This window comes from Streptomyces sp. S3(2020) (assembly GCF_013044505.1).
GTDB lineage: Bacteria > Actinomycetota > Actinomycetes > Streptomycetales > Streptomycetaceae > Streptomyces.
Genome location: NZ_JABERD010000007.1, coordinates 73,516 through 89,763 on the forward strand (window position 1 = coordinate 73,516; position 16,248 = coordinate 89,763).

8 protein-coding genes and 1 pseudogene are annotated in these 16,248 nt (G+C 67.6%); 7 read left to right on the top strand and 2 right to left on the bottom strand.

Annotation, left to right across the window (positions count from 1 at the left end):
• The first annotated feature begins 20 nt into the window (after window positions 1-20).
• From HLK59_RS04445 to HLK59_RS04465, 5 genes and pseudogenes are all read left to right on the top strand, one after another.
• Window positions 21-3,407 carry an AAA domain-containing protein gene (locus HLK59_RS04445; protein ID WP_171139878.1) on the top strand — a complete coding sequence of 1,129 codons (3,387 nt, stop codon included), beginning with the start codon at window positions 21-23 and terminating at the stop codon, window positions 3,405-3,407.
• Between the two features lie 76 nt (window positions 3,408-3,483).
• Window positions 3,484-4,836: a hypothetical protein gene (locus tag HLK59_RS04450; protein ID WP_171139879.1), complete on the top strand. Its 1,353-nt coding sequence runs from the start codon at window positions 3,484-3,486 to the stop codon at window positions 4,834-4,836.
• Window positions 4,837-4,951: 115 nt separating this feature from the next.
• Window positions 4,952-7,204, top strand: a complete 2,253-nt coding sequence (locus HLK59_RS04455; protein WP_171139880.1) for a hypothetical protein — start codon at window positions 4,952-4,954, stop codon at window positions 7,202-7,204.
• Between the two features lie 56 nt (window positions 7,205-7,260).
• Window positions 7,261-9,138, top strand: coding sequence for a DUF2357 domain-containing protein (locus HLK59_RS04460; protein WP_171139881.1), 1,878 nt, complete (start codon window positions 7,261-7,263; stop codon window positions 9,136-9,138).
• A gap of 290 nt (window positions 9,139-9,428) precedes the next feature.
• A pseudogene (locus HLK59_RS04465) lies at window positions 9,429-10,428 on the top strand (metallophosphoesterase); the annotation flags it as partial.
• A gap of 324 nt (window positions 10,429-10,752) precedes the next feature.
• Here the strand turns inward: HLK59_RS04465 and HLK59_RS04470 are convergent.
• Both HLK59_RS04470 and HLK59_RS04475 read right to left on the bottom strand, forming a co-directional pair.
• Window positions 10,753-11,991 (bottom strand): IS256 family transposase, encoded by a 1,239-nt coding sequence (locus tag HLK59_RS04470; RefSeq protein WP_171139882.1) that lies wholly within the window; start codon window positions 11,989-11,991, stop codon window positions 10,753-10,755.
• Between the two features lie 245 nt (window positions 11,992-12,236).
• A complete protein-coding gene (locus tag HLK59_RS04475; protein WP_171139883.1) occupies window positions 12,237-12,875 on the bottom strand; it encodes a TetR/AcrR family transcriptional regulator in 639 nt (212 codons plus the stop codon).
• Between the two features lie 141 nt (window positions 12,876-13,016).
• Between HLK59_RS04475 and HLK59_RS04480 the strand changes: the two genes are divergently transcribed.
• Window positions 13,017-15,353, top strand: coding sequence for an MMPL family transporter (locus tag HLK59_RS04480; protein ID WP_171139884.1), 2,337 nt, complete (start codon window positions 13,017-13,019; stop codon window positions 15,351-15,353).
• A gap of 455 nt (window positions 15,354-15,808) precedes the next feature.
• Complete coding sequence (locus HLK59_RS04485; RefSeq protein ID WP_171139885.1) at window positions 15,809-16,213, top strand: GntR family transcriptional regulator; 405 nt, start codon at window positions 15,809-15,811, stop codon at window positions 16,211-16,213.
• The last annotated feature ends 35 nt before the right edge of the window (window positions 16,214-16,248 follow it).

Consider the following 16,248-nt stretch of genomic DNA (forward strand, 5'->3'; position numbering starts at 1 on the left):
TTCGCCCCAGGGGACCAGTCATGCCTGCCCGTATGCCGGGAGAGCCGGTCTTCGTGTCTTTCCTCTGGCACCGAGTGCCGCAGGAGTTCGTCGGCCAGATCATCCCCGATGGCAGCGAGGTCCGCCTTTACCGTCGACCCACAGGCCAACTCGACCTGGTCACCGACTCCGCCACGTTCGGGATCAAGCCGGCGAGTCCCGAGGACGAACGGAGGCTCACCGAAGTCGAGGCAGCCGGGACCAGCTGTGTGACGGTCACTGCGCATCCTGCCCGGCCGAAGCCGCCCACGCCCGCTGCACCGCCCCGGCGCCGTACCGGTAATCCGCATCCGCCCGCGGCGCCAGCCGACGAACCCTTCACCTTGCGGGTGCACATCTATGCCCCCGCGGTAGGACTCGCTGTGCCGCTCAGCACCAGCCTGCTACTCGACGTCGATGACGCCGTCCTGGAGGATGCCACCAAGTACGCGGACCGCGCGGACACCGTCAACGTCGCTTCCGTCATGGAGTTCATGAGGCGAGAGCTCTTCCTGGAACCCCGCCCTGGGGCTCAAGCTAATGCCAGGCGCATGGTGGTCTCGGCCGGACCAGCCGGTGGCTTTGCAGTCGGCTTCCGGGTGCACGGACCAGGGCTCATGGCCGACGTCGAGAAAAACAGCACCGGCTACCGCATCGTCCGGCTACTCAGCTCGGTCCACGATCAGCGCCGTACCAGCCACAAGGCACTGGCCGTCGGGTCAATTGACTTCCGCGACATGACCGCCAGACAGCGAGACCGGGAGAGAATACAGCAGGGCCTCGACCTGGTGGCCAACCAGAACGGCTACCTGGCCATGTGGGACAGATACCAAGAGCTGGAGGCCCGCCACATCAGGGGCCGGATTCGCAATTTCGGGACCATCCGCTACACCAAGGTCAAGGTCGAGTCCGATGGCCGCTGCGTATTCACGGTGGACCTCGACCGGGCACTGCCCCGCACGCGAGCCGCTCTGGAGAACACGACAGCGGCCGAACGCCTCGAGATCGAGGCCGCAGCTGAAGTTCCGGCCTCGGTGACAGACACCGCGATGACCGACCGGGAGTGGCTGGTCGCTTCCCGTGCGCAGAAGGTACGGGCCTGGATTGGTGAACCGCTCGGGTACGACAGCGTCACCGCGACCCTGCGGCTCGCCGCAACCCTCAACGACCAAAAGGACCCACCGCCCCAGGGCTGGCTCTACCTGGCACACCGGGGAGATCAGCGCCGGCTCGACCGGCGCGAGAAAGCCATGCAAAAGCTACGCACCGACGGGACACACATTCCCGCGCTGCCGACTCTGCTAGAGGGGCGTTCCTGGCCCCAGCCGACAACACGTCGGATCACAAAACTCTCTCCTTCCGCGCTCAACTGCTTCGCTCCCCACGGCCCGACGCCCGCCCAGCGGGAGGCGGTGCTCACCGCGCTCAACACCCCCGATGTGGCGATCATCCAGGGACCGCCGGGCACTGGCAAAACGCAGGTGATCGCTGCTCTGGTCAATCAACTGGGTGATCTCGCTCAGGGCGGAGAGGTAGCCGGCAGCACCCTGTTGACGAGCTTCCAGCATGCGGCGGTGGACCATCTGGTCACGCGCGGCTGGGTCTTCGGGCTGCCGCCGCTCAAGGTGGACTCCCGCGGCCGGGGCAGCAAGGTCGCGCTGGACACCTGGCGCATCGACTCCGCCCGCGCCGCCGACCTGCGGCTACGTGAACGCCCGGTGGGGCAGCATCTCGCTGCTCGGCGTGCCGCCGCCGAATTGGCCGCCACTTACCGGGCGGCACCCGTCCCGCCCGAGTTCCTGCCCCAATTCCTCGACCAAGCACTCGCCCAGCTCGGAGACATATCGGACCCCACACTGGTCGGCGAACTCTGCAGCCTCAGAGACAGAGCTGAGAGGCATCGCATTCGGGCCGCCGCCATGACCGACCCCGACCTGCGCGCGGACCTCCTGCCCTACATCCGGTCGCTGCGCTGCACGGTGACCGGGTTCGAGGACGACGGGCCACGCACGGCTCGAGCATTGCTGACACGGCTCGACCTCGCCGACTCCCCGCTCTTCGACGGCATCTCGTACCAGGAGTCGCTGCGTATAGCGGCCAGTACCGCTTCACCCCAGCCTGAACTCCTCAACTCACTGGCCGCGCTGCGCGACGCCCTGCTCGACCGTCTCACCGCGCGCATTCGGCTGCCAGAGGTAACCGTGGCTGATCCCACGATCGCCGCCCTCCTCGACCGGTTCGCAGCACAACTTGCGGAAGCGGTGACCCGGTCACCCGACGCCATAGCCGCGGCACTGCTCGATTACCGAGACGATCTGCGCAGCGATCCGGAAGGTGTCGACGACACCCTCCGCGCCTACACCGTCTCGCTGGCCTCGACCTGCCAACAGGCCGTTTCCAAAGCCATGGTTGACGTCGGCCGTCAGGATGGAGCTTTCGAGTCGGTCGTCGTCGACGAGGCGGCCCGAGCCAACCCGCTGGATCTCCTCATCCCCCTCGCCCAAGCCCGCCGCCGGATTGTGCTGGTCGGCGATCACGCCCAGCTCCCCCATATGCTGGAACCCGACGTGGAGCGCGAGCTGAGCTCGCTCGGCGACGACGTCCGCGACCGGCTGCAGGAAAGCCTGTTCCAGCGACTGGCACGGCAGTGGGAGCACGGTTCGTCCGACGGACATACCCGGTTCGTCCGTCTCGACACCCAGTTCCGCATGCACCCGGTGCTCGGGAGCTTCGTCAGCGACAACTTCTACCAGGGGACACTGCGCAACGGCCGCGAAGCGGCCGACTTCATTCACGGAATCGACCGCTACGGTGAGGTCCCCGCGGTGTGGCTTCCCGTGCCGCTGTCTGCAGGCGGTGAAGCGCAACGGGGGACGAGCCGCACCCGGCACGCTGAAGCCACTGTCATCGCAGCGGAGATAGCCGCGCTGATCGAGCGGCACCCGAGTATGACCTTCGGCGTCATCTCGTTCTACGCCGCGCAGGTCACCGAGGTGTGGAAGGAACTGAAGAAGGCCGGGCTCGCCGAGTTCACCGATGCAGGTGGATGGCGCCCCGTGCCCCGGCTGTGCCGTGACGAGGACGGCGCACCGCTCGACCGGTTACGAGTCGGCACCGTCGATGCCTTTCAAGGCATGGAGTTCTCCATCACCTATCTGTCCACCGTGCGCAGCTGCGCACCGGCCGCGCGGACCGACGTCAAGCGCGCTTACGGACACCTGACCGTCGCCAACCGACTGTGCGTGGCGATGAGCCGCCAGCAGCGGCTGCTGGCCGTCGTGGGTGACGACGACATGTTCGGGCCTGACAGTCCGAAGGTGATCGGGCCCCTCGCCGCGTTCCTGGAACTGTGTCGGAAGGGGGCGGACGGCCGTGTCGTTCGACCGTGAGACACCCGTCTTCCAGCTGGCCTTTCCGCCCCGGAAGCGGTACCGGCCCGTTCTGCTGCCCGTGTGGGTTCACCAGGTGACGGCGCCGACCGGCTACTCCCGCACACTGGACGTCTTCCAGACCGTGGTGCTGCGTCTGTGCGCCGCCGGAGTGCGGGACGTCGGTGACCTGTCCCGACTGATCGGCCTGGACACCGCCCTGTGCCGCACGGCGATCGCCCGACTTGTAGAAGGACGGCTGATGGAACCCGGGCTGAAGCTGACCGAGGCAGGGCGGCGTACCGTGGCCGAGGGGGAAGTGGCGGAGACGGATCCCCAGCTCGTCCGGGTATTCCAAGAACCAGCCACCGGGGGGCTCCTGCCTCGCATCCTGGTCGCCGATCCAGTACGTGCCGATCTGCGGGAGCATCGCGGCCGCTGGGTCACCATCCAGTTCGGCACCGCCGGAGCCTCCCGAGAGGTCAGTGCGCTGAGGCTACGGGCCGGCGGTTCCTCGATGCGTCCGTCGGAACGAAATGTGCTGGAAGCCTGCAGGAGCCACGACCTGGCCGCTCGGGGGCTTCGTGGTGCTTCCCGCGGCCCGTCCGACACCGTGGTAACGGCTCGCCGGATTGGCTTCCAGGGCACGGCGAATCCCGCCTATGTGGTGTGTTACGTCGTAGAGGACGACGACGGGTCCGGGCGCACGTGGACCGTCGAGGACCCGTTCGCAGTGGGTGACGGGCGCTTCTTGGCGGATCTCCTGGCCGCCCGCTCCGAGAGCGACGAGCCGTTGGGCCGACTGATCGACGACTTGCTCGGCGGGAACCGCCGCGACCGGACCGCCACCGCGCGCAAGATCGACCAGGAACTCGCCGAGGAGGCCCGCACCGACGTCATACGCATCCTCGGCGAGGAGATCCGGGATCACCCGGAGGTGCTGGCCCACCTCGCGGACATCGAGTTGGCTCTCCTCAAAGACACTGCGCGAGAACGCGAGAATGCCGCACGCACTGCGATCCGTGTCTTCGAGTGCATACTTCCCGGGCTCAACGAACGCTTCCCTGCCCGGCTGCCGCCATCCAGGGAGCCAGGGGTACGGGAGCGCGCGTTCGTACTGACCGCCCAGCGCCTGGGCGCCACCTCCGTGCCGCCAGAGATGCGCAAAATATGCAGAAATCCGAAAACCGGGCTGGCCGGAGACATCATCAGGGCCGTTTGGGCGGCCGGGGAGAATCCGCAGCATCCGTTCGTTACGTTCATCCGGCAGCGCCCGACACTCCTGGACGATCTCGACCGGTCGCGGATTCTGCGCAACAACGCGACGCACGGACCAACCGGCTCCCCGGCCTCCGATGAGCTGGAGCACATCCGGGCTCTCGCCTACGAAGCAGCCCGCCACTTGCTCGGTCTGAGCGGTGGTTCCACAAACAGCAAGAAGGTGAACTGACGCCATGGGGAAGAGGCAGACGCGATCGCGTCAGAAGGGTAAGGGAGCGGTCTGGCCAGGACAGCCGACTGTTTCCCAGCGTACCGAGACCACCCGTGCGCGTCAGTCGGCTGCTGTGGCGTCCAGTACCACTTCAGGGAGCAACGACAACGCCGCGCTGCTGACGGAGATACAGCAGGTGGCGAGCGAGGCGCAGGTGGTCCTCGCGGCAGGTGACGAATCCGTCGACCCGAACTCCGGCCTGGAACACGCGTGGCAGCTCTACCGCGCTCTCGCCAAGCGCCAGGAAGACGCGGCGAACGCACTGACGGTACAGGCGGAGCAGCTTCATAGCGAGTGGGAGGAGCTCACTGCCGCAGCCGCCCGCCAGGCGGAGGACGCGTCCTCCGTGCAGGAGGAACGCGCTGCGCTGGGCACCCGCACGAAGCTCCTGGACCGCAAGGAGCGCGATCTGTCCGACCGTGAGCGTTCGGCGGAAGTACAGTTCGCCGAACGCCGTCTGGCTGCAGGCCGTGAACTGGAGAGCTGGCTGGCGGAACAGCGGCGGACGGCCGTGGCCGCCCTCGATGGCGAACGCCAGGCCCGGCATGCTCAGTGGAGCGAGGAGCAGCGTCGCCTGGCCGAAGCCCAGACGGCTCTGGACCAGCGGGAGAGCGAACTGTCCCAGCGCGAGAGGGACCTTCGCTCCGCACAGCTCCGACTGGAGGACGATCATGAGGATATCGCCCACCTCAAGGCCGCGCTCAAGGAGCAGCAGGCCGGCCGTGCGGAACGGCTCGAGCGTGAGCTGACGAGCCGAACCGGCCAACTGCTCCAGCAGTTGGAGGAGTATCGGCAGCGGGCGGCAGCCCTCGCCGAGGGCAATGAGCGTCTGAGCGCTCGGCTCAACGAGTACGACAGCGCTCTGGCGTCCCTGGGCGGCATGACCTTGGAGCAGGTCGTCGAGCGCATGGCCGAACTCCGCACCGAGAACGCCCGCCTGCTGGAGGAGAACGCCACGGCTCCAATGGCGGACGCGCGCATGCTCGAGCAACTGCAGCAGCAAGTCGCGCAACTCGCCGCCGACAATGAGGAACTGGTTCGGGAGCGCGGAGAACTGGAGTCCGCGCTGCAACGTGACCGCATCGCGGTCAACGAGCGCCAGAACTATCTGGAAGCCAACAACTGGTTGCGCGCCGCCAACGGCCAATTGCAGCAGCTCCTCAACGAGGAAGCAGCCAAACTCAACGCCACGGCCCAGGCTGGCAAGGAAGGCCACGTGTTCCCGGTCTGCTCACGCATGGACCAGGAGTTCAGCGCTCCTCGGCCTTCCGACGCGCCCATGCCGGACATGCCCGATCTGGTGCGCCAGATGCAGGCCGTCATCCGACAGAACGCTGGCCTTTCTTATCGTCTGTCGGACCTGCGCCTGGTCCTGGCGGGCATGGCGATGAGCCGTCTCCATCTCTTCCAGGGCATCAGCGGCATCGGCAAAACCGGCTTGGCCCGCGCGCTCGCCACCGCCTTCGGCAGTGACACCAGTGTTGCCGTGGTTCCCGTCCAGGCCGGCTGGCGCGACCCCCAGGACCTCATGGGTTACTACAACAGCTTCGACCGGATCTTCTATGAATCCGAGTTCACCAAGGCCCTGTACCGCGCGCAGTGTCCCGCCTTCAAGGACCAACCATTCTTCATCATCCTCGACGAGATGAACCTCTCCCATCCCGAACAGTACTTCAGCGGAGTGCTGTCGGCCCTCGCCATCAAAGACCGACCCAAGCTGGCACTGACCACAGCACCGGTCAGAAACCCTGCCGACCTGATCATCGACGGAACGCACATCGCCATTCCGGAGAACGTCTGGTTCATCGGGACGGCCAACCATGACGAGACGACCGTCGGGTTTGCCGACAAGACCTATGACCGAGCCTTCGTTCTGGAACTGCCTTGGCGGCACCCGGACCTGCCTGTGACGGCGAGCGCACCGCCGGAACCCCTCGGGCTCCGACGTATCAGCCATGCTTTCGGCGAGGCTCAGGCCACCTACGGCACACAGGCCGACGGCATCATCGAATTTCTCGACACTCACTGGCGCAGTCGCTTCGCGGAGGAGCTGCGCATCGGCTGGGGCAATCGGCTCGAGATGCAGATCAAGGAGTTCGCACCCGTCGTGGTGGCCGCCGGAGGCAGTCCGGGGGAGGCACTGGACCACCTGCTGGCCACACGCATCCTGCGCTCCGTCCGTGGGCGGTACGACATCCATGCTGACACCCTCGACACACTGCGCACCGACCTTGTCGAAAGCCTGACACGGTTCGACAGCGCTCACGAGCCGACGGCGACACAACTACTGCTGGACGACGAGATCCGCTCGCGTGGTCGGCGATGAGCCGGGGGGCGGCCGAGCCGGAGCTCGGCTCTCTCCTCGTCCGCCACCTCCTAGCGGTGTCGGCCCGTCTCGCCGAGGAGGCCACTACGCTCGACGACTGGCTGGCCATGTCGCCGATCATCCTCGACGTCACCGATGAGACGGAAATCCTGCCGGTGGAGGACGCTTTCGAGCGGGAGTCCGGGGCGCTGCGCACGGTTTGCCACCGCCCGTACACGCGCCTGCGTACGGTGGAGGAAATCCTGCCGACGTCCCGGGTGCGCTCGATTGCCGTCGGCGCGACGGCGCGTTTGGCCGCCCGCCCCGAGGACTGGGCCTCGCATACGCTCGCCGGTGTCCGGCCCAGCCGTCTGCTGGCCCGGCGCAGTGAGGAAAACGCCGACATCTACGAGAACCGAGTCGCGATCGCCGTCCTCAACGTGATGCGATCGCATCTGCAGCAGCGCATCGCCAAGCTCAGAGACCTGAGCAGGATGGTGGACGATGTACACGGCCTGCTCGTGCCCTCGCAGGAAACTTCTTGGCGGGCCCGACGAGACCTGGCCGGACTACTCAGGAACATCGAGGAATCTGGTCGGCACCAGGCGGCCGCGGAGGTGCGCCAGCGGGCACTCGAATCCTCCCTCACGGCAGTGGAGGTGATGCTGGGCTCGCCGCTGGCACGCGCGGTCGACCACCGCTCCGCACCGCCGCGCGCACTGCATCCGACGAACCTGCTGAGCAGTGATCCGCATTACCGCAGGGTGGCTCTGCTCTGGCAAGCCTGTACGGCAATCGAGACCCCGCGTCTCGGAGAAGCCGAAACGGCCCGTCGGCGACAGGAGATCCTCTTCGCCTTCGGGCGTTTCACCAGCCTCCTTCTGCTGCTCGCCTGCAAGCTGCTACAGGCAGTCCCGGACTCTGGCCAGCCGGTTCCTTCCCCCGGCTGCACCACCCGCTTCCACATGCGAGGCGAGTCGCTGACGGTCACCTGGTCCCAGACGGGCGACTTCATCCTTCACTGGCGCAAGCGGCAGGTGCTCCGCGTCGTACCGATCACAACCGACCTGTGCACGGCTCCCGACGCCTCCTCGGTCGCTGCGGCGATCACGGAATCCCGCCGCGACCGGCCGAGTGCCGTGTGCGACAACGACCTGATCGTCTATCCAGGACTGCTTCAAGCACGTCAGGACGCAGAGACTGACGTCGTCCGGGCCGCGTATCGGATCGGTTATCGCTACAGCGACGCGCCCGAGCCGCAGGTCGACGTCGCTCCTTTGTCCCCCCTGGACATTTTCAGCGTCAGCCGCCTGCTGCGAGCAGTCCAATGGGCGACACTGGGTGCTGACGCGCGCGACTACCCCCACACCGTGCCCGTACCCACAGGCGATCGCTCCGCTCTGGCGGGCTGCGGCTGGCTCGAACCCCGGCCTGACGGTGTCGCGGTCGTGCGCGCCCCGAGCCCGGCCGAGTTGGAGCGCCTCCCCGCACTGCTGAAACAGACCCGCAGGCGGCACGGCAGTGGCCGGGCAACCGAGCACGAGACCCGGCGATTGCGCACCTTGTGTGCGGCGTTAGAAGACGCGGCCGCCAAGACCGAACTGCTCGAAGTGTGTCCGGTGTGCGCCAAGGCCGGCCCTCAGCGCCAGACGGTCTTCGAGCCGCGTGAGGACGGCCTGTTCGCAGCGTCCTGCACCTCGTGCCATACCCGGTGGGAACTCCGTCGCTGCCTGGCCTGTGGCGACACCTTCCCGTTGCTCGATCCGGACGGCCTTGCCGCTACCGGTGCTCCCGAACCTGACCTCGATAGCCGTGTCGGTGGCGTTCTCCTGGCGGTTCCGTGCTGGGCCGCGGACCGCACCGGCCAGTCCGTCTGCCCCACCTGCGGCACCTGCAGTGAGGCGGGACGAGTCGCTTCCTGCCCGCGCGGCTGTTCGACCCAGCCACCGCTCTAAACCGGGAACGGTGCGTCTATCCCGCGAACGGGCCGTGGCCCGGGATGCCTCGCCGCAGCACAGGCAGAACAGGATCGTCGCGGCGTCCGCTGAGCATGTGGTGACACGTCAGTTCGGCAAAATTGGGTCAGCCGTGAGACGACGAAGCCCCACCGGAGCATTCCGGTGGGGCTTCGTCGTCTCACGGTTCCGCGCAAAAGCGCCCTCGGGACGGTTGCCGGCAAGGAACTCTGGTAGGTCAACGCGCTGTTGCGGGAGTGCTTTGGCCGACTTCAGTGGGCCGCACTCGTATGCCGCTCGCGATGGTGCGCGGCCACGGCCGGCCCAACAGGACCGGGCCGCGATCATCGGTGACACCCTGCTCGGCACCTGTTCACTTGGTCCGTTCTGGTCGGCGTCCCATTCAGCCTCGCCCTGACCGTGGCCGACGTCGGCGGGAGTCAGAACCGGGCCCGCATCGTCACTTGGGCCGTCCTCGGCATAACTGCCGTGCTGCTCGCCTGGGGGTACGCCGAGGCCCGCCGCGTGCCGCGCGTGCGCCGACTCGACGTGCAACTCCCGCGGCTGGGTGCCGGGCTGGACGGCATCCGCGTCGTCCTTATCACCGACACCCACTACGGCCCACTCGATCGCGCCCGCTGGTCGGCACAGGTATGCGAGACCGTGAACGCTCTGGAAGCCGACCTGGTCTGCCACACCGGCGACATCGCGGACGGCACGGCCGAACGCCGCCGCGCCCAGGCCGCCCCACTCGGCACCGTGCAGGCCACCCGGGCCCGGGTCTACGTCACCGGCGACCACGAGTACTAAAGCGAGGCCCAGGGGTGGGTCGACCTGATGGACGAACTCGGCTGGGAGCCGCTGCGCAACCGTCATCTGCTGCTCGAACGCGGGGGTGACACCCTCGTGGTCGCCGGCGTGGACGACGTCACCGCCGAGTCCTCCGGCCTCGCGGGCCACCACGCCCACCTCCCCGGAGCCCTGAACGGCGCCGACCCCGAGCTCCCCGTCCTGCTCCTGGCCCACCAGCCCAAGTTCATCGACCGCGCTGCAGCCGCCGGCATCGACCTCCAGCTCTCCGGGCACACCCACGGCGGCCAGATCTGGCCCTTCCACCACTTGGTCCGCCTCGACCAGCCCGCCCTCGCCGGCCTCACCCACCACGGCCCCCGCACCCTCCTCTACACCAGCCGCGGCACCGGCTTCTGGGGCCCGCCGTTCCGCGTCTTCGCGCCCAGCGAGATCACCCTGCTCGTGCTCCGCTCCCCGCAGCAACCCAGCTCGACGTAGCACTCGACGGGCCGATACATCCGCTTGGAGCAGTCCACGAGTCGAGGGATGCGGCGTAACAGATGACCAGGCCCGTCTCGCTGAGGACAAGATCCGGACCATTCCCGGGCCGACGGCTCCAACGAGCCATACGTGGCCACGTTTTACGCAGGTCAGCGACGCGTGTCGCCTGTACCACCAGCAGACGAAGAACGTTTGGTTTCATACAGTCCGAAGAAAATTGGGTTCTTCTAGAGCCTCAAGTCGGCTGCCTGGAGGCGCCGTTACGGGTCACGTCCGCTGGAGTGGTGTATTGACGGCCACTCGGTGATCTCTTCTTTGAGGCTAGGCGGTGAGTTCAGTCGGGAGGACGGTCTCGTCGGTTTCTGACTCGATCGGGTGGAGGCGAGCCTTGGCAAGCAGGTCGAGGCCCATGTAGCGGCGGGCCTCGGTCCATTCGTCGTTCTGCTCGGCCAGCACTGCGCCGACGAGGCGGATCAGGGCGGTGCGGTCGGGGAAGATGCCGACCACGTCGGTGCGGCGGCGGATCTCCTTGTTGAGCCGTTCTTGCGGGTTGTTGGACCAGATCTGCCGCCAGATCTCGCGGGGGAAGGTGGTGAACGCCAGGATGTCGCCCTGTGCGGCGTCCAAGTGGGCTGCTGCTTTGGGGAACTTGGCTTCCAGGGCATCGAGGACGTGGCGCATCTGGGCCTGGACGGCGTCGGTGTCGGGCTGTTCGAAGATGGTCCGCGACAAGGTGGCCACCCAAGGCTGGGCCGACTTGGGCACCTGGCTCAAGAGCGAGCGGGCGTAGTGGGTGCGGCAGCGCTGCCAGCTGGCGCCGGGCAGGGTGGCGCCGATCGCGTTGACCAGGCCCATGTGGGCGTCGGAGATGACGAGTTGGACGCCGGACAGGCCGCGGGCGATGAGCGAGCGCAGGAAGGCGAGCCAGCCGGCGCCGTCCTCGGCGGTGGCCACGTCGATGCCGAGGATCTCGCGGTGGCCATCGGCGTTGACGCCGACCGCGATCAGCGCGTGGACGTTGATGATGCGGCCGCCCTCGCGGACTTTCTGGGTCAGCGCATCGACCCAGACGAACGCGTAAGGCCCTTGGTCCAGTGGCCGGTTGCGAAAGGCGGCGACCTGTTCGTCCAGGTGCTTGGCCATCGCGCTGACCTGGGACTTCGACAGCTGGGTGACGCCCAGGGACTCGGCGAGCTTCTCGACCCGGCGCGTGCTCACGCCCAGCAGGTAGGCGGTGGCGACCACCGAGATGAGGGCCTGTTCGGCCCGGCGTCGTCGTTCGAGGGGCCAGTGCGGGAAATAGCTGCCGGACCTGAGCTTGGGGACAGCGAGTTCGACGGTGCCCGCTCGGGTGTCCCACTCGCGCGGGCGATACCCGTTGCGATGGTTGACGCGTTCGTCGCTGACCTGCCCGTATTCAGCGTTGCAGAGGGCGTCGGCCTCCGCGGACATGAGCGCGTCGGCGAACGTCTTGACCATCGCGCGCAGCAGATCGGGACTCGCCGCGGCGAGGTTGTCTTCGGCGAGGGCGTGCAGGGGCACACTGTCAGGTGCGGTCATCGTGCTGATCTCCTTCGAGGCTTCGACACTTCGAAGATCAGCCGGTGGCCGTTCATCTATGCGGGCACCATCCCGATGCCGGAGCAAACCCCCGGATCAGGTCGAACCCGTACACCACTTCCCTGGACGCAACCCAAACGGCACCCCCGTGGCAGCAATCCCGAGGGGTGCCCCCAGCGCGATTCGGCCAGGAAGCTACGCATCTCGATGGCGAGTTGCGGGAGGCGGTGGACAGGTGTCGCGCTTCAGGTGCGTGCGACGTTGCCGACCGAGGCGCGCAGGTCGTTCTCTCCGATGAGCAGCGGGGGCAGGGGAGTTGCGCTGTCCGGGTTGAGGGAGTCGAAGAGCAGGGCGATGAAGCGGGCGCGCAGCGAGGGTGTGGTGCCCGGGAGTGCGAGGCCGGCGACGGCCATGACGAGGAAGTGAGGGATGTCCTCGGCTGTGAGGTCGGCACGGATCTCTCCGGCCTGCTGTGCGCGCACGAGGAGTGGGTGCAGTGAGGCGCTGAATCGCTGGAGGACTTCCACTGCGACGTCGGCGAAGTTGCCGGCGAAGGTGACCAGGCCCCGCTCCTCGGTGATCAGGTCGAGCAGTTGTGTGGCGATGTCCTGAAGGGCCTGGCGTGTGTGCGGGGAGTCGGCGGCTCGCTCGACGAGAGGGAGGAGGTCGGTTTCGAGGATGTCCTCCAGGACGGCCCGGACGACGGCCTCGCGGTTGGGGAAATGGCGGTAGAGCGTGGCGATGCCCACGCCGGCTTCTGCGGCGATCTGTTCCAGAGAGGCTTCACCTCTGCCCAGCACCGTCCGTCCCGCGAGGGTGATGCGTTCCACGCTGGAGCGGGCGTCGACCCGGCGCCGGGGCGTGCGGCCGTCCGTCGTTGCCATCTGTGACTTCCCTGATCTTCGATGAGCCGCTGCTTCGATAGCATCCTACCGTAGTGATAGTTGACTCTCACTTTGATAGTACCCTCTCGCTTCGTGGTGCGGTCTGGCCTGTCAGGCCGCCTGGACGAGAGGGAGAAGCCTGTGTCCGTTCTGCTGTACCGGCTGGGGAAGTTCGCCTACGGCAAACCCTGGTACGTCATCGGAGGGTGGCTGGCAGTGCTGGCGGCGGTCGTCCTTCTGCTCGTGACCTGTCCGGTCAAGCTCAGCAACGAGGTCCGCATCGACGGCACCCCGTCCCAGGAGGTCATCGACGGCTTGGCCACCTCCCTCCCGGAGGCTTCCGGCGGCCAGGGCATGCTGCTCTTCACCGCTCCGGAGGGGGCCACGATCAACGACGAGGAGGCGCGGTCCGCCCTGGTGGCCGCAGCCGACGCCGTCTACCGCCACGACCACGTCATCGACGCGAGGAAAGTACTGGCCAGGGAGGCCGCCAAGGGCGAGAACAGCCCACTGCTGCGGGCTCAGGCAGCGGTTGCCCAAGCCGCTGGAAGGCCGTCCTCCGACAAGACACCCGTCCCCTTGCAGCAGGGTGGTCAGCCGGTGCCGGGCGTCGTCGTCTCCGCCGACGGCTCAACGGCCCTGATGCAGTTCCAGTTCGACCAGCAGACCTTCGAACTTCCCGCCGGGACGATCGACAGCACCATCCGGGCCGCCGAGCAACAGGCCGCGACCGGCGATCTGGAGGTCCTGCCGTCGGCGGCGATGACGGAGATCCCCGAGATCATCGGCGTCGGGGAGATCGTCGGCGTCGTCGTGGCGGCCCTTGTCCTGCTGATCACCCTGGGATCGGTCATCGCGGCGGGTCTGCCACTGGTCATCGCCCTGGCCGGCGTCACGGTGGGAGTCGGCGGCGCCTTCACCCTCTCCAGCGTCTTCGAGATCCACTCACTCGCAGCGGTGCTGGCCCTGATGCTGGGGCTGGCCGTCGGCATCGACTACGCACTGTTCATCGTCAACCGGGAACGCCGGCTGATCCTCGACCAGGGCATGGACCCCCATGAAGCGACCGCCCGGGCGCTCGGCACCGCCGGCAGCGCGGTCTTCTTCGCCGGCAGCACCGTCATCATCGCTCTGGCCGGACTCCTGGTCATCGGCATCACGCTGCTCAGCACCATGGCCATCGTCGCGGCCGGCACGATCGCCATCGCTGTCCTGCTCGCCCTGACCCTGCTGCCCGCCCTGCTGGGCCTGGTCAAAGGACGCATCTGCCCCGCCCGCACCCGGCGAAGGGAACAGGAACGGACAGGAGGCGCCGAGCACACCCGGGCGGTCCGCTGGGGAGACTTCCTGGTCCGCCACAGGTACGCCGCCCTCGCGGCCTCCATCCTCATCCCCGCGATCCTGGCGGTGCCCGCCGCCGGCATGAAACTGGGCCTGCCCTCCGGCGCGAGCTACAACACCGACACCGGGCAGCGCCGCAGCTACGACCTGGTCAGCGACGCGTACGGGCCCGGCTACAACGGCCCCCTCCTGATCGCCGTCGATTCCACGACGAACGGACAGCCCCTCACCCCCGCGGCCCTTGCCGCGGTGACCTCGGACCTGCGGAGCATCAAGGGCGCCACAGCGGTCTCCCTGGCCGGGATGAACCAGACCGGCACCACCGCCATCCTCAGCCTGATTCCCGACAGCGGACCGAACGACGACGCCACCAAGAATCTCGCCACCGCCCTACGGGACAAGAGCGCGCAGATCCGTGCAACCCACGGTGCCGACATCGGCGTCGCCGGGTTCACCACCCTCGCGATCGACGTCTCCGACCGGCTCGCCGACGTCCTGCCCCTCTACGTGGCCACCGTCCTGGGACTGTCCCTCATCGTCCTGCTCCTGGTCTTCCGCTCCCTCATGGTCCCCCTGACGGCCACCCTCGGCTTCCTGCTGAGCATCGCCGCCACCTTCGGCACCACCACGGCCGTCTTCCAATGGGGCTGGCTGCAGAGCCTGATCGGACTCGACGCCACCGCACCCGTCGTGAGCCTGCTGCCCATCATCATCACCGGCGTCCTCTACGGACTCGCCATGGACTACCAGATGTTCCTGGTGACCTCCATACGTGAAGCACACGTCCACGGCGCCACCGCCGTCAACGCCACCGTCACCGGCTTCGCCCGCGCCGGCTCCGTCGTCCTGGCCGCGGCCACCATCATGGTCTCCGTCTTCGCCGGCTTCGTCTTCAACGCCCAGCCCATGATCAAACAGGCGGGCTTCGCGCTGGCCGCCGGCATCCTCATCGACGCCTTCGTCATCCGCATGACCTTCATCCCGGCCACCATGGCACTCGCCCAGGAGAAGGCCTGGTGGATCCCCGCCCGGCTGAACCGCCTGCTGCCCGACCTCGACGTCGAAGGCGACAAGCTCGCACAGAAGATCCCTCTCCCCCGCCCCACCGGAGCCAAGCAGACAGAGACCGTCAGCTGACCGACAGCACCGTCTCTTCCCGCACCGCCATCAGGCCGCCGGTCAGGAAGAGACGGTGCCAGGCAGACCGCCGTGCCCTGGATCGCCGCCCTGGTGGAGAAGATGGCCCCCTACTGTCCCGTTGACAGCGAAGCCAGCCGGCCGCGAGGCGCTGACCATCTCCCACCTCGGCAACCCGCTCGGAGTCCGATCGCGCACACGGCCACCAGGCCCCGCGCGCACCCGAGTTCTCGACAACAGCAGTCGCGATCTCCCCGGAGCACGTCAAGACGATCAGGCTCTTCGCGACCAGGCGCGTCCTGCCCCGGCTGACGGATTCGTCCGCGGACCGACCGTTCTGCCCGCTCCTGCCGACTGTCGGCTTCGCCCCCATCTCGTTGACCGCTTTGACAGGTCCGCGATCCGTGCCTCATCATCAATTCACTAGTCGACTAGTGAAATGGTGGTGGAAGGGGTTGGAGTACCGCATCAACAGGCGGAGCGGGGTCGCCGCCTATCAGCAGATCGTTCAGCAGACCAAGCTGGCGCTGCGGCTCGGCGTACTGGCGCCCGGGGATCAGTTGCCCACGGCCAAGGCGGTTGCCCAGGCCTCCGCGGTCAACCCCAACACCACGCTCAAGGCGTACCGCGAGCTGGAGCGGGAGGGCCTGGTCGAAGCGCGGCCGGGACTGGGGACCTTCGTACGTCAGTCGCTGGCTCTTCCGCAGGCGGGGGCGGATTCGCCGCTGCGGGGCGAGTTGGCGGACTGGATGGACCGGGCCCGCGAGGCGGGTCTTGAGCAGGACGACGTGACCGCTCTGGTCGCGTCGGTGATGGAGGAGCGGTACGCCGGGACCAGGCCTGCCGCCGCACACGAGTGACCAGCACCAGCAGGAACAACGGGAACAAGGGGAAC

What these genes read in the sequence shown, in the direction of transcription:
- HLK59_RS04470 (WP_171139882.1), bottom strand. Translation starts at nt 11,991, where the DNA reads ATGACCGCACCTGACAGTGTGCCCCTGCACGCCCTCGCCGAAGACAAC.
- HLK59_RS04445 (WP_171139878.1), top strand. Translation starts at nt 21, where the DNA reads ATGCCTGCCCGTATGCCGGGAGAGCCGGTCTTCGTGTCTTTCCTCTGG.
- HLK59_RS04475 (WP_171139883.1), bottom strand. Translation starts at nt 12,875, where the DNA reads ATGGCAACGACGGACGGCCGCACGCCCCGGCGCCGGGTCGACGCCCGC.